The organism is Haliea sp. (assembly GCF_040222615.1).
GTDB lineage: Bacteria > Pseudomonadota > Gammaproteobacteria > Pseudomonadales > Halieaceae > Haliea.
Map to the genome: position 1 here is coordinate 1 of NZ_JAVKCQ010000157.1, position 20,610 is coordinate 20,610.

20 protein-coding genes are annotated in these 20,610 nt (G+C 65.6%); 16 read left to right on the plus strand and 4 right to left on the minus strand.

Going from position 1 to position 20,610, the window contains the following annotated elements:
* On the minus strand, positions 1–846 hold an 846-nt coding region (locus tag RJQ10_RS12805; RefSeq protein WP_350147184.1), incomplete at its 3' end, for a tRNA dihydrouridine synthase.
* A 160-nt stretch (positions 847–1,006) separates the two neighbouring features.
* On the opposite strand from RJQ10_RS12805, the gene RJQ10_RS12810 reads away from it, so the two are divergent.
* The 16 genes from RJQ10_RS12810 (at position 1,007) to rpoS (ending at position 17,013) form a co-directional block, all read left to right on the plus strand.
* Complete coding sequence (locus RJQ10_RS12810) at positions 1,007–1,264, plus strand: OadG family protein (protein ID WP_350147186.1); 258 nt, start codon at positions 1,007–1,009, stop codon at positions 1,262–1,264.
* A gap of 25 nt (positions 1,265–1,289) precedes the next feature.
* Positions 1,290–3,107 (plus strand): sodium-extruding oxaloacetate decarboxylase subunit alpha, encoded by a 1,818-nt coding sequence (gene oadA / locus RJQ10_RS12815; RefSeq protein WP_350147188.1) that lies wholly within the window; start codon positions 1,290–1,292, stop codon positions 3,105–3,107.
* Between the two features lie 5 nt (positions 3,108–3,112).
* On the plus strand, positions 3,113–4,417 hold the full coding sequence (locus RJQ10_RS12820) for a sodium ion-translocating decarboxylase subunit beta (RefSeq protein WP_350147190.1): 1,305 nt from the start codon (positions 3,113–3,115) through the stop codon (positions 4,415–4,417).
* A gap of 102 nt (positions 4,418–4,519) precedes the next feature.
* Positions 4,520–5,467, plus strand: coding sequence for an acetyl-CoA carboxylase carboxyl transferase subunit alpha (gene accA, locus RJQ10_RS12825; RefSeq protein WP_350147192.1), 948 nt, complete (start codon positions 4,520–4,522; stop codon positions 5,465–5,467).
* Positions 5,468–5,492: 25 nt separating this feature from the next.
* Entirely contained in the window at positions 5,493–6,833 is a 1,341-nt protein-coding gene (gene tilS, locus RJQ10_RS12830; RefSeq protein ID WP_350147194.1) for a tRNA lysidine(34) synthetase TilS, read from the plus strand.
* A gap of 129 nt (positions 6,834–6,962) precedes the next feature.
* Positions 6,963–8,591, plus strand: coding sequence for a CTP synthase (pyrG, locus tag RJQ10_RS12835; protein ID WP_350147196.1), 1,629 nt, complete (start codon positions 6,963–6,965; stop codon positions 8,589–8,591).
* Between the two features lie 21 nt (positions 8,592–8,612).
* Entirely contained in the window at positions 8,613–9,464 is an 852-nt protein-coding gene (gene kdsA, locus RJQ10_RS12840; protein WP_350147198.1) for a 3-deoxy-8-phosphooctulonate synthase, read from the plus strand.
* Positions 9,465–9,489: 25 nt separating this feature from the next.
* The gene (gene eno / locus RJQ10_RS12845) at positions 9,490–10,782 is read left to right on the plus strand and encodes a phosphopyruvate hydratase (RefSeq protein WP_350147200.1); all 1,293 of its coding nucleotides are present in this window, start codon (positions 9,490–9,492) and stop codon (positions 10,780–10,782) included.
* Between the two features lie 30 nt (positions 10,783–10,812).
* Entirely contained in the window at positions 10,813–11,193 is a 381-nt protein-coding gene (ftsB, locus tag RJQ10_RS12850; RefSeq protein WP_350147202.1) for a cell division protein FtsB, read from the plus strand.
* Positions 11,190–11,888, plus strand: coding sequence for a 2-C-methyl-D-erythritol 4-phosphate cytidylyltransferase (gene ispD / locus RJQ10_RS12855; protein ID WP_350147204.1), 699 nt, complete (start codon positions 11,190–11,192; stop codon positions 11,886–11,888). The genes ftsB and ispD overlap by 4 nt, the downstream gene beginning before the upstream one ends.
* 5 nt (positions 11,889–11,893) lie before the next feature.
* Complete coding sequence (gene ispF / locus RJQ10_RS12860; protein WP_350147206.1) at positions 11,894–12,373, plus strand: 2-C-methyl-D-erythritol 2,4-cyclodiphosphate synthase; 480 nt, start codon at positions 11,894–11,896, stop codon at positions 12,371–12,373.
* Positions 12,370–13,425, plus strand: coding sequence for a tRNA pseudouridine(13) synthase TruD (gene truD, locus RJQ10_RS12865; RefSeq protein WP_350147208.1), 1,056 nt, complete (start codon positions 12,370–12,372; stop codon positions 13,423–13,425). Before ispF ends, truD begins: the two co-directional genes overlap by 4 nt.
* Positions 13,418–14,080 (plus strand): protein-L-isoaspartate(D-aspartate) O-methyltransferase, encoded by a 663-nt coding sequence (locus RJQ10_RS12870; RefSeq protein WP_350147210.1) that lies wholly within the window; start codon positions 13,418–13,420, stop codon positions 14,078–14,080. Before truD ends, RJQ10_RS12870 begins: the two co-directional genes overlap by 8 nt.
* Positions 14,080–14,982: a DUF368 domain-containing protein gene (locus RJQ10_RS12875; RefSeq protein WP_350147212.1), complete on the plus strand. Its 903-nt coding sequence runs from the start codon at positions 14,080–14,082 to the stop codon at positions 14,980–14,982. Before RJQ10_RS12870 ends, RJQ10_RS12875 begins: the two co-directional genes overlap by 1 nt.
* The gene (locus RJQ10_RS12880; protein ID WP_350147214.1) at positions 14,975–15,847 is read left to right on the plus strand and encodes a peptidoglycan DD-metalloendopeptidase family protein; all 873 of its coding nucleotides are present in this window, start codon (positions 14,975–14,977) and stop codon (positions 15,845–15,847) included. The genes RJQ10_RS12875 and RJQ10_RS12880 overlap by 8 nt, the downstream gene beginning before the upstream one ends.
* A 215-nt stretch (positions 15,848–16,062) precedes the next feature.
* On the plus strand, positions 16,063–17,013 hold the full coding sequence (gene rpoS / locus RJQ10_RS12885) for an RNA polymerase sigma factor RpoS (protein ID WP_350147216.1): 951 nt from the start codon (positions 16,063–16,065) through the stop codon (positions 17,011–17,013).
* A 2-nt stretch (positions 17,014–17,015) separates the two neighbouring features.
* Here the strand turns inward: rpoS and fdxA are convergent, their stop codons facing one another.
* From fdxA to RJQ10_RS12900, 3 genes are all read right to left on the minus strand, one after another.
* The gene (fdxA, locus tag RJQ10_RS12890; protein WP_350147217.1) at positions 17,016–17,339 is read right to left on the minus strand and encodes a ferredoxin FdxA; all 324 of its coding nucleotides are present in this window, start codon (positions 17,337–17,339) and stop codon (positions 17,016–17,018) included.
* A gap of 100 nt (positions 17,340–17,439) precedes the next feature.
* Positions 17,440–20,001, minus strand: coding sequence for a DNA mismatch repair protein MutS (gene mutS, locus RJQ10_RS12895; protein WP_350147219.1), 2,562 nt, complete (start codon positions 19,999–20,001; stop codon positions 17,440–17,442).
* Between the two features lie 116 nt (positions 20,002–20,117).
* Positions 20,118–20,588, minus strand: a complete 471-nt coding sequence (locus tag RJQ10_RS12900) for a YbjN domain-containing protein (RefSeq protein ID WP_350147221.1) — start codon at positions 20,586–20,588, stop codon at positions 20,118–20,120.
* Positions 20,589–20,610 lie beyond the last annotated feature (22 nt).

The following is a 20,610-nucleotide window of genomic DNA, read 5'->3' on the forward strand; positions in this document are numbered from 1 at the left end:
GCCCAGCCACTGCTTGACCGGGCCGGCGCAGTGGCGGGGTTCGCACTCGGCCCGCTTGCGCTGGAAAAAGTACTGCAGAATCACGGCGATCTCCCGCCAGGCCAGGGGTTGTGCAGGAGTGCCGTCCCGGGCTGCGCGCACCAGCCGCGGCAGATCCGGCCGACACAGGGCGCCGCGCCCCAGCATGAGGTCCTGGCAGTGGCTGGCCAGCTGGCAGCGAAGGGCATCCTCGGGGCTCCAGATCTCGCCGTTGGCGATTACCGGCATGGTCACCTGTGCCACGGCGCGGGCGATCTCGTCCCACCATGCGGGGGGCTGGTAGCCGTCGCGACGGGTGCGGGCGTGGATGGCGATTTCGTCGGCGCCGCCCGCGGCGATCGCCAGCACGTTGTCCAGGAACTGGCTCCGGTCCTCGAAGCCCAGGCGGATTTTGGCGGTGACCGGTATGGCGGAGGGCACCGCCCGGCGCACCGCGGCGACGATGCCACCCACGCGCTCGGGCTCGCGCAGCAGGATCGCGCCACCATCGGATTTGTTCACGGTCTTGGCCGGACAACCGAAATTGAGGTCGATGCCGGGGGCACCCAGCTCCGCGCAGCGGGCGGCGTTGTCCGCCATGGGCGCCGGGTGTCCCCCCAGCAGCTGCACATAGACCGGCACCCCGGAGGGCGTGCACCCGGCGCTGTCGAGCTCCGGGCACAGGCGCCGGAACACCCGCGGCGGCAGCAGCAGCTGGTTGACGCGGACAAACTCCGTGACACAGCGGTCGATACCGCCCAGCTCGGTCAGTATGGCGCGCATGGTGGCATCAATGACGCCCTCCATCGGGGCGAGGATCAGTCTCACGGCAGGTCTCCAGTCAGTCCGCCAGTATAACGGGGTCGGCGCCCCCGGTTAAGCGCACTGCGCCGTGGCGGGCGTCAGCGGGTCCAGGCGCCGGCCATTGGCGCCCGATGCCGTTCCTGATTTATCATGTCGGCCAATTGCGGCGGGTAGCAGGTGGGCAGTGTCGGGCCAGGGCGATATATTCATGCAGGGCGTGGAGCTGATGATCTTCGGCGTCAGCGCCGTATTCGTGTTCCTGAGCCTGCTGGTACTGGTCACTTCGCTGACCTCCAGATTCATGTCCCGCTTCTTCCCGGAGGCGGTGGCGCCCCGGCCGGCAACGTCTGCGGCGCTGCGGTCTCCGGCGGACCCTGCCCCGGGCGAGCTGGTCGCCGTCATCACGGCTGCAATCCACCAGCACAGAAAACAGCGGCACTGACGCTTCAACCCCAGAGGTTTTGTTCATGCAAGAGGAAAAGCGCCCGCTGGGCATTACCGACGTGGTCCTGCGGGATGCGCACCAGTCCATACTGGCGACGCGCATGCGCCTGGACGACATGCTGCCGATTGCCGCGGAGCTCGACGAGGTCGGCTTCTGGTCCCTGGAGTCCTGGGGTGGAGCGACCTTCGATGCCTGTATTCGCTACCTGGGTGAAGACCCCTGGGATCGCATTCGCGAATTGAAAAAAGCCATGCCCAAAACGCCACAACAGATGCTGTTCCGGGGCCAGAACATCCTCGGCTACCGCCACTACGCGGACGATGTGGTACGGAAGTTTGTCGAGCGCGCCGCACACAACGGGATCGATGTGTTCCGCGTGTTTGATGCCATGAACGATATGCGCAATATCGAGGTGGCGCTGCGGGCAGTGAAAGAAGTGGACAAGCATGCCCAGGGCACTATTTCCTACACCCTGAGTCCGGTGCACACCATCGAGACCTGGGTTGAGCAGGGCAAGCGCATCGAGGACATGGGCGCCGACTCGATAGCGATCAAGGACATGGCGGGCCTGTTGCGCCCTTACGATGGCTACGAGCTGGTGCGGCGCCTCAAGGAGTCCTGCGCCATTCCGGTCCAGTTGCACTGCCATGCCACCACGGGCCTGTCCACGGCCACGATCCTGAAATGCGTAGAGGCGGGTATCGACAATGTCGACACCTCCATATCCTCCATGTCCATGACCTACGGCCACTCGCCCACGGAGTCGGTAGTGGCCATCCTCGCCGGCACCGGTCGCGACACCGGGCTGGATATCGAGAAGCTGGCGTCGATAGCCGCCTACTTTCGCGAGGTGCGCAAGAAATATGCGCGCTTCGAGGGCTCCCTGCGCGGGGTGGATGCGCGCATCCTCGTGGCCCAGGTCCCGGGAGGCATGCTCACCAACATGGAGAGCCAGCTGCGCGAACAGGGTGCCGCCGACCGCATGGATGAGGTGCTGGAGGAGATACCGCGGGTGCGGGAGGACCTGGGCTTCATTCCCCTGGTCACCCCGACTTCGCAGATCGTCGGTACCCAGGCTGTGATCAACGTGCTCACCGGCGAGCGCTACAAGTCGATCTCCCGGGAGACCGCGGGTGTGCTGAAGGGTGAATACGGGGTTACCCCGGCGCCGGTCAACCAGGCCTTGCAGGAGCGTGTGCTGGAGGGTGGCGAGGTCATCACCTGTCGCCCGGCGGACCTGCTGGAGCCGGAGCTGGAGGCGCTGACCTCGGAGCTGCAGACTCTCGCGCAGGAACAGGACATCGCGCTGGCCCCCGGCGAGCAGGAAGTGGACGATGTCCTCACCTACGCATTGTTTCCGCAGATTGGCCTCAAGTTTCTCAAGCATCGCGGCGATGCCAGCGCGTTTGAGCCGGCCCCGGATGCCGCAGCGGAACCTGCCGCCGCCGGTGGGGGAAAGCCGGAGGGCAAAGAGGCGGGCAAGGCTCCCGCCGCGGCGGCGGATTCCGGCGTCTACACGGTGACCGTGAGCGGCCAGTCCTACGTGGTCCAGGTGGCGGAAGGGGGCGATGTGACGGGAATCAAACCCGCGGCGCCACAGGCTCAGGCCCCCGCCAGCGCTGGCCCGGGCGAGCCGCTGCCGGCTCCGCTGGCGGGCAATATATTCAAGGTGAATGTCAAACCCGGGGATGCGGTGAAGTCAGGGCAGGTGATCGTCCTGCTCGAAGCCATGAAGATGGAAACGGAGGTGCGGTCGCCACGCGACGGCCGGGTGGTAAGCGTTGAGGTCAAGGCCGGCGACACGGTTGCCGTCGGCGACGCCCTGATCATGCTGGATTGACCGCCATGGACAATCTGTTGCTGCTCTGGCGGTCCACTGGACTTGCCCAGTTCGAGCCGGGTCAGGCGGTGATGATCCTGATCGGGATTACCCTGCTGTTCCTGGCCATCCGCAAGGGATTCGAACCGCTGTTGCTGGTCCCCATCGGGTTTGGCGGCATCATGGCCAATATCCCCGGTGCCGGACTGGCCTACTCGGCCGCGGAAAACGCCTTGCACGGCGCCGATCCCTCGGTCCTGGCCGAGATGGCCGTGGCGCTTGGCAGCTCTGTCCTGGCCGATGCCAGGGAGCTGCTGGACGCCCTTGGCACTGCCGACCTGTCACAGCAGCTGGCTGCCACCCGGATAGCGGAACAAGCGGGCTACGGCAACGGCATGCTGCACAATTTCTATGTGGTGGCGATTGCCAGTGGAGTTGCACCGCTGGTGATCTTCATGGGCGTAGGGGCGATGACGGACTTTGGTCCGCTGCTGGCGAATCCGCGCACCCTGTTCCTCGGCGCTGCCGCCCAGTTCGGTATCTTTGCCACGGTGCTGGGGGCGGTGGGTCTCACCTCGCTCGGCCTGATGGATTTCAGCCTGGCCGATGCCGCGGCGATCGGGATCATAGGCGGCGCCGACGGGCCTACCGCAATCTACGTCGCCAGTATGCTGGCGCCGGACCTGCTCGGCCCCATCGCCGTTGCCGCCTATTCCTACATGGCGCTGGTCCCCCTGATCCAGCCGCCCATCATGCGCGCGCTGACCACCCGGGCCGAACGCGAAATCGTCATGACCCAGCTGCGGGTGGTGTCGCGACGGGAAAAGATCGTCTTCCCGCTGGTGCTGCTTATCCTGGTGGCCCTGCTGCTGCCGGCTGCGGCGCCGCTGCTGGGGATGTTCTGTTTCGGCAACCTGATGAAAGAGTGCGGTGTCGTCGGTCGCCTCAGCGACACGGCGCAGAACGCGCTGATCAACATCACCACCATTTTTCTCGGCCTGTCGGTTGGCTCCAAACTGGTGGCCGACAAATTCCTCGAGATCAATACGCTGGGGATCATGGTCCTGGGGGTGATCGCGTTCGCTATCGGCACCGCCTCCGGGGTGTTGATCGCCAAGCTGATGAACCGCTTCGGCAGCACGCCGCTCAATCCGCTGATCGGCTCTGCGGGCGTCTCGGCGGTACCCATGGCTGCCCGCGTCAGCAACAAGGTTGGTTTGGAAGCCAATCCGCACAACTACCTGTTGATGCACGCCATGGGCCCCAATGTCGCGGGCGTGGTGGGCTCGGCGGTTGCGGCGGGGGTGATGATCAGCCTGGTCGGTGGTTGAGTCCGGGCCTTCACGCGGCAGGTGCGACAGCTGCCGATTGGTGCCTGTGGCATTAATTTTGTACACTGTCGCGATCACAACAACCGCTGAGCCAGAGTCCGCATGAATCCCAATTACCTTGATTTTGAACAGCCCATTGCCGAGCTTGAAGTCAAGATCGAAGAGCTGCAGCTGGTGGGGACCGACGCGGATATCAATCTGAGTGAAGAAATCCGTACCCTGCGGGAGAAGAGCACCAAGCTCACCGAGAAAATCTTCGCCAACCTGAGTGCCTGGGATATCGTCAAGGTGGCCCGTCACCCCAGGCGCCCCTATACCCTGGATTACATCAATCGCGTATTCACTGACTTCGACGAGCTGCACGGGGACCGCCACTTTGGCGACGACCGCGCGATCGTCGGCGGCACGGCGCGTCTCTGCGGTCGCCCGGTGATGGTTATCGGCCAGGAAAAGGGTCGGGCGGTCAAGGACAAGGTGTTGCGCAACTTCGGCATGCCCAAGCCCGAGGGCTACCGCAAGGCCCTGCGTCTGATGCAGATGGCCGAGCGTTTCAGGATGCCGGTCATTACCCTGATCGACACCCCCGGAGCCTACCCCGGCATTGATTCCGAGGAGCGCGGCATCAGCGAAGCCATCGCCCAGAACCTGGCGGTGATGTCGCGGCTGGCGACGCCGATTATCTGCGTGGTGATCGGCGAGGGCAGCTCCGGCGGCGCCCTGGGTATCGGCGTTGGCGACCATCTCGCCATGCTCCAGTACGCCACCTATTTTGTTATTTCCCCCGAGGGTTGCGCCAACATCATCTGGAAAAGTACCGCCCATGCGCCGGAAGCGGCGGCCGCCATGGGGGTGACCTCCAAGGTCCTGCAGGAGCTGGGTATCGTGGATGCGACCATCCCCGAACCCATGGGCGGCGCCCATCGCAACGTCAACCAGATGGCCGAGCGCATCCAGGCCCACCTGGTGAAACAGCTGGACAAGCTGGAGCAGGTCCCGCTGGAGGATATGCTTGAGCAGCGCTACCAGCGCCTGATGTCCTACGGCAACTGATTCTCCGCCACCGGCGGCCGGTGGAGTGATCCTGGAACTTGCGACCCTGGCTCCCGCGCTGGAGCCACACAGGCAAGCCGGGCGCTGGTTCGTGGCCTTCAGCGGCGGGCTCGATTCCACAGTCCTGTTACACCTGCTGCAGCGTTTCTGCGGGGAGCAGCCCGCAGCGCCGCCTCTCGTCGCGATCCATGTCAATCACACGCTGCAGGCCGCCGCAGCGGATTGGGAGCGGCACTGCGCGCGGGTCTGTGCCGCGCTCGGGGTGCCGCTGCTGCAGCGCCAGGTTGAGGTGGACACCGCGGGCAGCGGCACCGAAGCCGCGGCCCGCGAGGCCCGCTACCGGGTCTTCGCCGCAACGCTGCGGGCAGGGGATGTGATCTTCCTTGCCCATCACCAGGATGATCAGGTGGAGACGCTGCTGTTGCGCTGGTTGCGCGGTGCCGGCGTACGCGGCCTGCAGGGTATGCCGGCGACGCGACCACTGGGCACCGGCTCGCTGTCACGGCCGTTGCTGGCGTGGCCGCGGACGGCGCTGGAGGATTACGCGCAGCGCCAGGGGCTGGAGTGGGTCGAGGACCCCTCCAACACCGACACCGGTTTCGACCGCAATTACCTGCGTCATCAGGTGCTGCCGCTGCTCGACCGGCGCTGGCCCGGATATCGCGGCAGCGTGACGCGCTCGGCTCGCCAGTTGGGTTTCGCGGCGACGGCACTGGACAGGCTGCTGCCGGCCCCGCCGCCCTGCACCTCGCGGCTGGGTGATCCGGGGGTCCCGGTGGCCAGCCTGCTGCAGGATGCCGGTATCGGTTGGCTGGTGCTGCAGCAATGGTTGCGCGATCTGGGGTTGTCGACGCCGCCGCGGGCGCCAACCGCAGAGTTCCTGCGCCAGCTGCAGGTCGCTGGTGGCAGTCCGGAGCTGGCCTGGAACGGGGGGTGTCTGCGCCGCTTTGGGGACGCGGTCTATCTGCTGCCGCCGGTTGTCGAGATGGCCTCTACCGACCGCGGGCAGCTGGCCCCCGGGGCGCCGCTGGCGCTGCCCGGAGCGGGGACGCTGGAGCTGGAGCCGGCGGGAGACGGCCCCGGAATTGCGCTCGGGGCCGGTGAGTTCCTGGCGGTGCGCGGGCGCCGCGGAGGCGAGCGTTGCCAGCCGCTGGGCAGGGCGGGCCGCCAGCGCCTGAAGAAATTACTGCAGGAGGCGGGTGTGCCCCCCTGGTGGCGCGAACGTCTGCCGCTGCTGTACCTGGGGGAGGAGCTGGTGGCAGTGGCCGACCTGTGGTTGTGCGCCTCCCCCCGGACCCTTGCCGCAGGTGGTTCGGGCGCCTGGCGACCGGTGTGGCGGCGAAATACTTCCGCTTCCCCGGATTGAGCTGACAGCCCCTTTCTGATAACCTGATTTCCCATCTTTTCGCAGGAAAAGCGCACTCCGCCGGCAGTCTGCCTGTCGCGTTGCGCCGCTCCTGAGTGCCCATATTCACAGCGTACATAAAGGCTTTTCATGACGCGATATGTCTTCGTCACCGGCGGTGTGGTTTCCTCTCTGGGCAAAGGGATCGCAGCCGCGTCCCTGGCGGCGATCCTGGAAGCGCGCGGCATCCGGGTCACGCTGCTGAAGCTGGACCCCTACATCAACGTTGATCCCGGCACCATGAGCCCGTTCCAGCACGGGGAAGTGTTCGTGACGGAGGACGGCGCCGAGACTGACCTCGACCTCGGCCACTACGAACGCTTTACCCGTACCACCATGAAGCGCAGCAACAACTTCACCACTGGCCGGGTGTACAACACCGTGCTGAAGAAAGAGCGCCGCGGCGATTACCTGGGCGGCACGGTGCAGGTAATCCCCCACATCACCGATGAGATCAAGCGCCGCGTGATCCTCGGCGCGGGCGATGCCGATGTCGCGATTGTAGAGATCGGCGGGACGGTCGGTGACATCGAGAGCCTGCCCTTCCTGGAAGCGGCCCGCCAGCTGCGGGTCGAGGTGGGCTCCAGTCGCGCGCTGCTGATGCACCTGACCCTGGTGCCCTACATTGCCACCGCCGGGGAGATCAAGACCAAGCCGACCCAGCACTCGGTGAAGGAGCTGCGCTCGATCGGCCTGCAGCCGGACATCCTGCTGTGTCGCTGCGCGGTTCCCATCGAGGAGAGTGCGTGCAAGAAAATATCCCTGTTCACCAATGTCGAGGAGCGGGCGGTTATCCCGCTCCTCGATGCGGATTCCATCTACCGCATTCCCGGTATGCTGCACGCCTATGGCCTGGACCAGTTCGTGGTCGAGCGCTTCGGTATCGACTGTCCGCCGGCGGACCTCTCGGAGTGGGAAGACGTCCTGCGCCGGGAGTTCAGCGAGCCCCGCGGCAGTGTGCGGGTCGCCATGGTGGGCAAGTACATGGATCTGCTGGACGCCTACAAATCGCTCAATGAAGCGCTCAAGCACGCCGGCCTGCAAACCCTGGTGGATATCCGGGTGGATTATATCGACGCGGAGGATATCGAGCGCGACGGTACCGGCGTGCTGGCGCAGGCCGACGCCATTCTGGTGCCGGGGGGCTTTGGCGATCGCGGGGTGGAGGGCAAGATTACCGCCGTGCGCTACGCCCGTGAAAACAATATCCCGTTCCTCGGCATCTGCCTGGGAATGCATGTCGCCCTGATTGAATACGCGCGCAATGTCTGCGGTCTGGAGGACGCCAATTCCACGGAAATGCAGGCTTCCACTCCGCACCCTATCGTGGCGCTGATCACCGAGTGGCAGAACGCGGACGGCTCTACCGAACAGCGCGATGCCAGCTCCGACCTGGGCGGCACCATGCGCCTCGGCGCCCAGACCTGCTACCTGGAGCCCGGCTCCAGGGCGCAGACGATCTACGGCGCGGACACGGTGCTGGAACGCCATCGACACCGCTACGAAATCAACAACAACTATGTCGATCAGCTGATCAACGCCGGGGTCCGTATCGGCGGCTGGTCCGCAGATCGTGCGCTGGTGGAAATGATCGAGCTGCCGGAACACCCCTGGTTCGTGGCCTGCCAGTTCCACCCGGAATTCACCTCCCGTCCGCGCGGCGGGCACCCGCTGTTCACCAGCTACATTGAGGCCGCGCTCGCCCATGCCCAGGGCTGAACCGCGGCCGGAGGCACAGCAGTGACGCTGGCAACGGTACATCTGGGTACGGTGCCCATCGCCAACAGTGCACCCTTTGTCCTGCTGGGCGGGGTCAACGTGCTGGAGAGCAGGGATTTTGCCCTGCGGGTGGCGGAGCACTATGTCGCGGCCTGTGCACAGCTGGGTATTCCGCTGGTCTTCAAGGCCTCGTACGACAAGGCCAATCGTTCTTCCATACATTCTTTCCGCGGTCCCGGCCTGGAGCAGGGGCTGGCAATCCTGGCGGAGGTCAAGGCGCAGTTCGGTGTACCCGTGCTCACCGATGTGCACGCCCCGGAGCAGGCGGTCGCCGCGGCGGAAGTCTGCGATATCATTCAGCTGCCGGCTTTCCTTGCGCGACAGACCGACCTGGTGATGGCCATGGCCGCTACCGGCGCCATTATCAACATCAAGAAGCCGCAGTTCCTGAGCCCCTCGCAGATGGCCAATGTGGCGGAGAAGTTTCGCGAGTGCGGCAACGACCGCCTGCTGATCTGTGAGCGCGGCAGCAATTTCGGCTACGACAACCTCGTGGTGGACATGCTGGGGTTTGGCGTCATGAAGAAAACCTGTGGCGATATCCCGCTGGTGTTTGATGTCACCCACGCCCTGCAGTGCCGGGATCCCCTGGGCGCTGCGTCCGGCGGGCGCCGGGAACAGGTGCTGGAACTCGCTCGCGCCGGCATGGCAACGGGCCTGGCGGGACTGTTTCTGGAGGCCCACCCGGAGCCTGCGAAGGCGCTCTGCGATGGCCCCAGCGCGCTGCCGCTGCACCAACTCAAACCTTTCCTCGCCCAGGTCAAGGCGGTCGATGACCTGGTCAAGAGCCTGCCCCCGCTGACTATCGAATAAGTATTTGCCAACTGGAGTTTACGCAATGAGCAAGATTGCCAATGTACAGGCCTTTGAAATCATGGATTCCCGCGGCAATCCAACGGTCATGGCCGAGGTCACCCTCAGCGGAGGCGCGGTCGGTGTGGCCTGCGCGCCGTCCGGGGCGTCGACCGGTTCCCGCGAGGCGCTGGAGCTGCGCGATGGCGACAGTCAGCGCTATCTGGGCAAGGGTGTGCTGACCGCGGTCGGCAACGTCAACGGACCAATCCGGGAGCTGCTGCTGGGGCGCGACCCGATGCAGCAGCGCGAGCTGGACACGGCGATGATCGAGGCCGACGGCACCGAGAACAAGGCCAAGTTTGGCGCCAATGCGATTCTCGCGGTTTCCCTGGCCACGGCCAGGGCCGCGGCCCAGGCGCGCAAGGTTCCCCTGTACCAGCACATAGCCGAACTCAACGGCAGCAGCGCGCTCACCATGCCGGTGCCGATGATGAATATTCTCAACGGCGGCGAGCACGCAGACAACAACGTCGATATCCAGGAGTTCATGGTGCAGCCGGTCGCCGCGCCAACCTTCGCCGAAGCCCTGCGCGCCGGCGCCGAGATCTTCCAGCACCTGAAGCAGGTGTTGGCTTCCCGCGGCCTCAGCACCGCTGTCGGCGACGAGGGCGGATTCGCCCCCAACCTGCCGTCCAACGAGGCGGCACTGGAGGTGATCGCTGTGGCGATCGACAAGGCGGGCTACAAACTTGGCCGCGACATCACCCTGGCCCTGGACTGCGCTGCCTCGGAGTTCTACCAGGACGGCGTCTACGATCTAGCCGGCGAGGGCAAGCGTTTCAGCAGCGAGGAATTCACCGATTATCTTGCCGAGCTCGCCGCCGGCCACCCGATCGTGTCGATCGAGGACGGCCTCGACGAGTCCGACTGGGACGGCTGGAAGCTGCTGACCGACAAAATTGGCGACCGGGTGCAACTGGTGGGGGACGATCTGTTCGTGACCAATACCCGGATCCTCAAGCAGGGTATTGAGCGCGGTGTGGCCAACTCCATTCTTATCAAGTTCAACCAGATCGGCAGTCTCTCCGAGACCCTGGATGCGATCGCCATGGCGAGGCAGGCGGGTTACACCGCGGTGATCTCCCATCGCTCCGGCGAAACCGAGGACACCACGATCGCCGATCTCGCGGTGGCGACCGCCGCCGGCCAGATCAAGACCGGTTCCCTGTGCCGCTCGGACCGGGTTGCCAAGTACAACCGCCTGCTGCGAATCGAGGCGGAGCTGGCCGGGCGCGCCCCGTACCGCGGCCTGGCGGAAATCGCCGGGCGCCGCTAGTCCACACCGGGCAAGTTGGCTGTCGCCGCCATGAAATACCTGCTGGTCGCTCTCCTCGCCGTGTTCGGGGTGCTGCAGTACCGACTCTGGATAGCGGAGGGCAGCCTGGCGGAAAAACATCGCCTGCAGCAGGAGGTCGAAGCCCAGCAGGCCATTAATCGCGAGCTGCGCGAGCGCAACGCCGTCCTGGAGCGGGAGGTGCTGGATCTGCAGACCGGTAACGATGGTCTTGAACAGCGCGCCCGGGAGCAGCTTGGACTGGTGCGAGAAGGGGAGATGTTCTACCAGTTCGTGCCTGAACCCGAGCGGCCCGCGAACCGTTCCACGGCGGCCGCCCCCGCAGCCGCTGCGGACACTGCCGCCAGCGCAGGTGTTGCGTCCGGTAGGGACGCGGAACCCGAACCGGAATGAACACCGCAGTCCGCTGCTGGGGAGTCATACCCGCTGCCGGGGTCGGCGCCCGCATGGAGGCCTCCCGCCCCAAGCAATATCTGGAGATTGGCGGCAAGACCCTGCTCCAGTACAGCCTGGATGCGTTGTTGGCCATTCCCGCGGTGGAAAAGGTCGTGGTCGCGCTCGGTGCGGAGCAGGCGGCGCCCGCCTGGCTCGCCGGCCCCCGTGTGCGGCTGGCGGTGGGAGGTGCCCGCCGTGCGGACTCGGTGCTGGCGGCATTGAGAGTACTGCAAGAAATTGCACATAAGGAAGATTGGGTGCTGGTGCACGATGCGGCCCGCCCCTGCCTGCTACCCGCGGACGGCGAACGCCTGGTGGCCAGGGTGCTGGGCACGGGCGTCGGTGCCCTGCTGGCGGAGCCCGTGGTGGATACGGTCAAGCGGGTTGATGCCAGCGGCTGCGTTCTGGAAACCCTCGATCGCAGCCGGCTCTGGCGCGCCCAGACGCCGCAGATGTTTCGCCTCGGGGAGCTGGCCGCAGCCCTCGAGAACGCCCTGGGCTCAGGCATTGCCATCACCGACGAAGCCTCGGCCATGGAACACGCCGGGCACCCGGTGGCGGTGGTGCAGGGCGCTTCCCGCAATCTCAAGGTAACCGTACCGGAGGACCTGGCACTGGCCGCGTTTTATCTGGGCGAGCCGATTACAGGATGACTGGCATGCGGATTGGACATGGATTCGACGTACACCGCTTTGGCCCGGGCACCGGCGTCGTTCTCGGTGGTGTGACCATTCCCCACAGTCAGGGTCTGGTGGCGCATTCCGATGGCGATGTGCTGATTCATGCGCTCTGTGACGCGCTGCTGGGCGCCATCGGTCGGGGCGATATCGGCCGCCACTTCCCGGACACGGACCCGGCCCTGGCGGGCGTGGACAGCCGGGTTCTGCTGCGCAGAGTCGTGGCACAGGTACAGGCCGAGGGCTGGGTGCTGGGAAACATGGATGCCACGCTGATTGCCGAGGCGCCGCGCATGGCCCCGCATGTTGACGCCATGCGGGCCAACCTGGCGATGGATATGCTGGCAGCGGAACACCAGGTCAACGTGAAGGCAACCACGACCGAGAAACTCGGTTACACCGGTCGCGGCGAGGGTATCGCCGCCCACGCAGTGGTGTTGCTGGTCGCCGCAGCACCGTGATTGCCCAGCGTCCCGGAACGGTGCCGGATGTGCCGGTCAGGGCAATCATCCGCGCGACCCCGGAAGACTTTGTGGTCAGGGAGCAGCTCGGTTTCGAACCCGACGGTGACGGGGAGCACGTGTTCCTGCATCTGGAGAAGCGCGGCCTGAATACCCAGGACCTGCTGCAGCGGGTGTCCGCCCTCAGCGGCATCCATCTTCGCGATATCGGTTTCAGCGGCCTAAAGGATCGCCACGCCGTGACCAGCCAGTGGGTCAGTGTGCGCATGGCGGGCAAGCCAGAGCCCGACTGGCAGCAACTGACCGTGACGGGTGAGGTGACGGTGCTCGATTGCCGTCGCCATTCGCGTAAACTCAAGCGCGGCGTGCACCGCAGCAATCGTTTCGAGCTGCGACTGCGGGAGCTCGAGGGTGACGCCGGGCTCCTGGAGCAGCGCCTGCAGTTGTTGCAGCGGCAGGGAGTGCCCAATTACTTTGGCGAGCAGCGTTTTGGCCACGGTGGCTCGACCCTCCTGCAGGCCCGGCACTGGCAACAGCGCGGTGCCCGCAAACTGTCCCACAGTAAACGCGGTCTGCTGTTGTCCGCCCTGCGCGGGCATCTGTTCAACCTGCTGTTGGCACAGCGGGTGAAGGAGGGCAGCTGGAACCGACTGCTGGCGGGTGACGTGTGCATGCTGCAGGGGTCCCGCAGCCTGTTTCCCTGCGCCGAGGTGGATGCGGAGCTGGCCGCCAGGGCCGCGGCGGGGGACGTGCACCCCGGCCTGCCGCTGTGGGGACGGGGCGAGGTATTGCAGGGAGTGGAGCAATTGGCCTGGCAGAGCGCTGTGCTGGCCCCCGAAGAGCAGCTGTGCCGGTTTCTGGAGGACGCCGGCCTGAGTCTTGCCTACCGTCCGGCGCGGCTGTTGCCGGATGACTTTTTCTGGCGGTTTTGTGATGATGACTCGCTGCTGCTGGGGTTCAGTTTGCCCCCCGGAAGCTATGCAACCGCAGTGCTGGCGGAACTGGCGGACTACAGGGACAGGTATCGGGAGAGTGGTAACAGCAGTGAATAGTGTGGATCTCAACGGCATCGGCATGACCTCCCGGCGCACCCGTGAGCGACTGATCCAGCGCCTGGTGGAGCAGGGCATCAGCAGCCGTGAAGTACTGGAAGTCATGCGCACCACGCCGCGCCACCTGTTCCTGGACGAGGCGATGGCCCACCGAGCCTACGAAGACACGGCGCTTCCCATCGGGTTTCAGCAGACCCTGTCGCAACCCTACATCGTTGCCCGGATGACCGAACTGCTGCTGGAGCAGGGGCCTCGCAGCCGTGTGCTGGAGGTGGGCACGGGTTCCGGTTACCAGACCGCCGTCCTCGCGCAACTGGTGGATCACGTGTGGAGTGTGGAGCGCATCAAGCCCTTGCTGGACAAGGCTCGCCAGCGTCTGCGCCAGCTGAAGATGCGCAATGTCACCCTGCGCCATGCCGACGGCGGTCTTGGCTGGGAGGATGCAGGGCCTTTCGATGGCATTCTCAGCGCCGCGGCGCCCGAGCACATTCCAGAGGAGTTGCTGCGCCAGCTTGCCCCCAACGGCTGTCTGGTCATACCGGTAGGTGGTGCCAGCCAACACCTGCAAGTGGTGACCCGAACCGAGGAGGGTTTTGATACCCGCATCGTCGAAGCCGTGCGCTTCGTGCCCCTGCGTTCCGGCACGGTGAAGTAGTGACGCCGCTGGGGGTCTACCTGCGCGGGGTACTGATGGGCGCTGCCGATATTGTTCCCGGCGTGTCCGGCGGCACAATGGCGTTCATCACCGGCATTTACGACCGCCTGTTGGGCAGTATCCGCGCTTTTGACCTGCGCTGCCTGCGGCTGGTGTCACAGGGCCGCGTTGGCGAGGCCTGGCGGCACGTCGACGGTGGGTTCCTGCTGGCGCTCCTGCTGGGTATCTTCACCAGCATCCTCTCCCTGGCGCGCGTGATTTCCTGGCTGCTGACGGAGTACCCGGTGCCCCTTTGGGCGTTCTTTTTTGGTCTCATACTGGCGTCGGCACTCGTGCTCCTGCGCCAGGTGCCCCGCTGGACCCCTGCGCGGGTGACCTGCCTGCTGTCAGGCCTGCTGGTGGCCGCGGCCATTGCCCTGTCCCCGGCCGTGGCCATGACACCGGGCCTGCCCGGCATATTCATTGCCGGCTTTATCGCCATCTGCGCCATGATCCTGCCGGGTATCTCCGGCAGCTTCATCCTGATCCTGCTGGGCATGTATGGCCCGGTCCTCACTGCGGTGAAAAACCTGGATCTGCAGGTGATGCTGGTCTTTGCCCTCGGCGCGGCGCTGGGATTGATGTGTTTCTCGCGCCTGCTGCACTGGCTCCTGCAGCGCTACCACGTGGCCACCATGGCGCTGCTGACCGGGTTCCTGTTCGGGTCCCTGCTGGTGGTCTGGCCCTGGAAGCATGCGCTGGACTGGGTGCTCGGCAGCGACGGCGAGCTGCGCCCGGCCCAGCAGGTACCGGTGTGGCCCTGGAACTTCGCTGCGGAGCCCATGCTGCCGGCCTGCGTGATGCTGATGATCGCGGGCTTTGCCCTGGTGTGGCTGGTGGAGCGGAGGTGGGGCGGTGGCTGAGCCCCGCGCCAGGCCGCAGTCCCGCACGCGCCCGGCAGTGTTTCTGCTCGTCCCGCTGCTGGCCTGCGCGCTGCTGCTGGTGCAGGGCTGTGCGGGCGGCCCCCGTGCCCCGATCGAGGACCGCTACTCGCGCGCGGCGAGCGCCGTGCCGGCGGCCAATGCCCATGTCGTGCAGCGCGGCGATACCCTGTACTCCATCGCATTCCGTTTCGGTCTCGACTACCGCGATATGGCCGCAGCCAACGGTATTGGCCCACCCTATACCATCTATCCCGGACAGCGCCTGATCCTCATCGGCGGTCAGGCTGCCGCGCCGCCGCCGGCCACCTCGCCCAGCGCGGCGGCGGTACCCGCGACACCGTCGTTTCCGGTCACCGTTACCAGTCCCGATCCCACCCCGGGACCGGTTGTCACACCGCCGTCATCAACGGCTGCCAGGCCGGTGACTCCGGCGGCGCCCGCAGCCGCCAGGCCCGCCAGCCGGGCCCCCCTTGCGCGGGTGACGGCCTGGCGCTGGCCGGCAGCGGGGCCGGTCACCCGTGGTTATTCGGCGACGGTGCACAAGGGTATCGATATCGGTGGCCAACGGGGCGACCCGGTGGTGGCGGTGGCGGCCGGAGAGGTCGTTTATGCGGGGACCGGTATTGTCGGCTTTGGTGAACTGCTGATCATCAAGCATGACGATGTGTACCTCAGCGCCTACGGCCACAACGACCGTTTGCTGGTCGCCGAAGGGGACAGGGTCAGCGCCGGGCAGCGGATCGCGGAAAAAGGCAGCAGCGGTACCGACACGGTGAAACTGCATTTTGAAATTCGTCAGGAGGGCCGGCCCATCGACCCCATGCGCTTGCTGCCGGCCCGGTAGAGGGCGGTGTCTTGTGTCGGACGTTCGCCTTGAGGTAATCTGATCCACCGGCCTGTATACGCTCAGCTGTCAAAGTGCTCCAATGAGGTATCGCCATGGATGTGGATACAAGAAAAACAAGCCCGAAACGGACGGCCGCAGGCGGTAAGGCCAGTACAGGGAATCCGCGCACCCCTCCGGTGCAGGCGCGGGACGAAGAGGTCCCGGATGACGCATTGGAGACAGAGCAGGAGGCTGCCGACCCGGAGACGGAGGAGCTTGTCCTGGAAGAGAGCGAGGAAGACGCCGAACAGCTCGCTTTTGACCGTGCCCGTTCTGCCCGCGCCGTTGAAAAATCCCTGGACGCCACCCAGCTTTACCTGAATGAAATCGGTTTCTCTCCGCTGCTGACCGCGGATGAGGAAAAGTACTACTCCCGTCTGGCCCGCAAGGGCGACCAGGCCGCCAGGCGGCGGATGATAGAGAGCAATCTGCGGTTGGTGGTCAAGATCTCCCGCCGCTATATCAACCGCGGGCTTACCCTGCTGGACCTCATCGAAGAGGGCAACCTGGGGTTGATCCGCGCCGTGGAGAAGTTCGACCCGGAGCGCGGCTTCCGCTTTTCCACCTACGCCACCTGGTGGATCCGGCAGACGGTCGAGCGTGCGATCATGAACCAGACCCGCACCATTCGCCTGCCCATTCACGTGGTCAAGGAGCTCAACGTCTACCTGCGCGCGGCGCGCGAACTCACCCAAAAACTGGACCATGAACCCAGCGCAGAGGAAATTGCCGACCTGCTCGACAAGCCCGCAGCGGATGTGAAGCGACTGCTGGGGCTGAACGAGCGGGTGACGTCGATCGATGTGCCGATAGGTCCGGAATCGGACAGGGCGGTACTGGACACCATCGCCGACCTGGGCGGCAGCGACCCCTCGCAGCTGCTGCAGGAGAACGACATCCGCGACAGTATCAGCCACTGGCTCGATGAGCTGTCGGAAAAGCAGCGCGAGGTGGTGTCCCGGCGCTTCGGGCTCAGGGGGCACGAGAGCAGCACGCTGGAAGAGGTGGGGCGGGAGATCGGGCTGACCCGGGAGAGGGTGCGCCAGATTCAGGTAGAGGCGTTGCGGCGCCTCCGTCAGCTCATGGAGACGGAGGGCCTGTCCGGGGATTCCCTGTTCAGCTGAGCTCAGCGCTCCAGCAGGGCCAGTTTGTCGGGTTTGCCGGCCCAGTCCTCGGCATCGGCTGGCGCCGGTTTCATCTCGGTAATGTTGGGCCAGATTTCCGCCAGCTCGGCATTGAGTTCCAGGAATACCTGCTGGTCCTCGGGAAGTTCGTCCTCGGAGTAGATCGCATCCACCGGGCACTCCGGCTCACACAGGGCGCAATCGATGCACTCATCGGGGTGAATGACCAGGAAATTCGGACCTTCGTAGAAGCAATCCACCGGGCAGACTTCCACACAGTCTGTGTGCTTGCACTTGATACACTGTTCACCAACAACAAAAGTCATGCCAGTCCTGCCTCATCTGCCCGTGGGCCTGCTCGAAGGTGGGGAAGTTTAACCGCTGCGGGAACAGTTTTAAAGTGCTTCGGTGTTTCGGGGTGATCGCTCAGTTTTTTTGCTCCGAGCGCCAGCGATATAGCAACTCCAGCGCCTGTCGCGGGCTCAGGTTATCTATCTCCAGCGCTGCCAGCTCTTCCAGCACCGGATGCGGCGCGGGCTCGCTGAACAGCTCGGCCTGGGCGGGCGCCGGTGCCTGCCCGGCCCGGTCCCGCCCCTGCTCCAGCTCCCGCAACTTGTCCCGGGCGGCGCGCAGCACCGGGTCCGGAATACCGGCCAGCTTGGCCACCTGCAGGCCGAAGCTGCGGTTCGCGGGTCCCTCCTGGATATTGTGCAGAAACACCACGTGGTCCTGGTGCTCGGTAGCGTCCAGGTGCACGTTGGCCATGGTCGGGCACAGCTCGGGCAGGGCGGTCAGTTCAAAGTAGTGGGTGGCAAACAGGGTGAAGGCGCGGACCTGTTGCGCCAGCTGGATCGCCGCAGCCCAGGCCAGGCTGAGGCCGTCGAAGGTGCTGGTGCCGCGGCCCACCTCGTCCATCAAGACCAGGCTGCGCTCGGTGGCGTTGTGGAGGATGTTGGCGGTTTCCGTCATTTCCACCATGAAGGTGGAGCGGCCGCTGGCGAGGTCATCCGAGGATCCGATACGGGTAAAGATGCGGTCGATGGGCGACAGGCGCGCGCTGCTGGCGGGGACGAAGCTGCCGCTGTGGGCGAGCAGGGCGATAATCGCGTTCTGTCGCATATAGGTCGATTTGCCGCCCATGTTGGGGCCGGTGATCAGCAGCATCCGGCGGCGCTGGTTGAGCAGGGCGTCGTTGGCTATGAAGGGCTCCTCCAGGACCTGTTCCACCACCAGGTGGCGGCCGCCGCTGATCTCGAACAGCAATTCCTCGCTGAACTCAGGCTGGCACAGGCGCAAGGTCTCGGCGCGCTCGGCGAGGTTGGCCAGCACGTCCAGCTCCGCCACCGCCGCGGCGCTGTCCTGCAGGGGCGCCAGGTCCTCGTTCAGGCGCTCCAGCAGCGCATCGTAGAGGCCCTTTTCCCGGGCCAGGGCCCGGCTTTTCGCCGACAGGGCCTTGTCCTCGAAAGTTTTCAGCTCCGGGGTGATAAAGCGCTCGGCGTTCTTCAGGGTCTGGCGCCGCTGGTAGGTGTCCGGCGCCCGGTCTGACTGCCCTCGGCTGATCTCGATGTAATAGCCATGGACCCGGTTGTAACCCACTTTCAGGGTGCTGATGCCGGTCGCCTCGCGCTCGCGCTGCTCGATCTCCAGCAGGTAGTCTCCGGCGTTGCTGCTGATTCGGCGCAGTTCGTCCAGCTCCGCGTCGTAACCACTGGCGATGACCCCGCCATCCCGGATTACCACCGGGGGATTGTCGCCAATTGCGCGCTCCAGCAGGTCACAGAGTTGCGGGAATTCGGCGGCCTGCTGCGACAGAGTATCGAGCCGCTCCGAGCGGCAGGTCTCGAGTACCGAGCGCAGCGCCGGCAGGGCCTGCAGGGAGCTGCGCAGACGGGTCAGGTCCCGGGGGCGCGCTGAGCGCAGGGCGACCCGGCTGAGGATGCGCTCCATGTCGCCGATGGGCTTGAGTGCGCCGCGCACCGGCTCGAACTGGTAGTCCGCGCACAGGGCCCGAATCCCCTCGTGGCGACGGCGCAGGACGTCGATGTCCGTGAGCGGACGGTGCAGCCAGCGCCGCAGCAGGCGGCTGCCCATGGCAGTGACACAGCGGTCCATCACCGACAGCAGGGTGTTGCTCTCCCCGCCAGCCAGGTTGCGGTCGATCTCCAGGTTGCGGCGGGTGGCAGCGTCGAGGATCACGCTCTCGGCACGACTTTCATGAGCGATGGCGCGAATATGGGGCAGGTTGCTGCGCTGGGTGTCTTTCACGTACTGCAGCAGGCAGCCCGCGGCGCCCAGGGCCAGGCCCAGCTCATCGCAGCCGAAGCCCTGCAGGTCGTGAGTCTGGAATTGCAGGTTCAGGGAGCGGCGGGCGCTGTCCTGGTCAAACTCCCAGACCGGCTGGGCGCGGGCCCCGCGGCGCGCGCTGACTGCCGGGTAGGCAATGCTGTCCTGGTACAGGGTCTCCGCCGGATTCAGGCGCTGCAGCTCGCTGGCCAGGGCCTCCTCGCCGGTCACCTCCAACACCCGGAAGCGGCCGCTGGCCAGGTCCAGCCAGGCCAGCCCGAACTGGTCCCGGTACTGGGCCACCGCCAGCAGCAGGTTGTCCGCCCGCTCCTCCAGCAGGGCCTCGTCGCTGAGCGTACCGGGGGTGACGATACGCACCACCTTGCGTTCCACCGGCCCCTTGCTGGTGGCCGGGTCGCCGATCTGCTCGCAGATCGCCACCGAAACACCGGCCTTCACCAGCCGCGCCAGGTAACCTTCCGCCGCGTGATAGGGGACCCCGGCCATGGGGATGGGTTCGCCGCCGGACTTGCCGCGGGCGGTGAGGGTGATGTCCAGCAGCTCCGCCGCCCGCTTGGCGTCGTCAAAAAACAGCTCGTAGAAGTCGCCCATGCGGTAGAACAGCAGCTCCCGCGGGTGCTGGGCCTTGATGCGCAGGAACTGCTGCATCATGGGGGTGTGGGGGGATTCTGTATCACTGGTCATTGCGGGTGAACTTGCTGTCGCTCCAGGCAGGCGGTGCAGCGTACCAAAGCCCGGGTCCCGCCATCTTCTTTTGTTCCTGTCGGGACATGGGCTTCATGCTGATCGGGTATTGGTACTCAATGCAGCACCGAGCGCGGCTGCTGGCGGGTGGTGCCGTCCTCGGAAAACAGGTAGTCCAGCCGCAGGCACTCTTCCGCCAGCAGCAAGGTGGCCTGCATGGCAATGGCGACAAAGTGGTTGAACTGCCCCTGGGTCAGGCCCTCGTTGCCGGGGAAGATGCTGGCAGCCACCAGTTGCGGGGTGGCGTCATCGACGATGTCGAGGAAAATCTTCAGGGTCGGGTACTCCATGTTCAGGCGCCCCAGGTCCGCCGCAACGGCGAGCAGGGCCATGGGCCGGATTTCCAGCTCGGTGGTGAACAGCAGGCCGAAGGATTCCTGGATCAGGCGGCTATCCAGCACGCCCTCCTGGGCGCGGACTTCGCTCAGATGCAGGTTTTCGCAGTGTTCGCAAACGTAGCTTTCGACTGCAGCGGCGTTCAGCCAGCGTTCCAGCAGGGAGCGATCGGGGGTGACGGGTGAAGGCATGGCAATGGCGTATCCGGTGAAC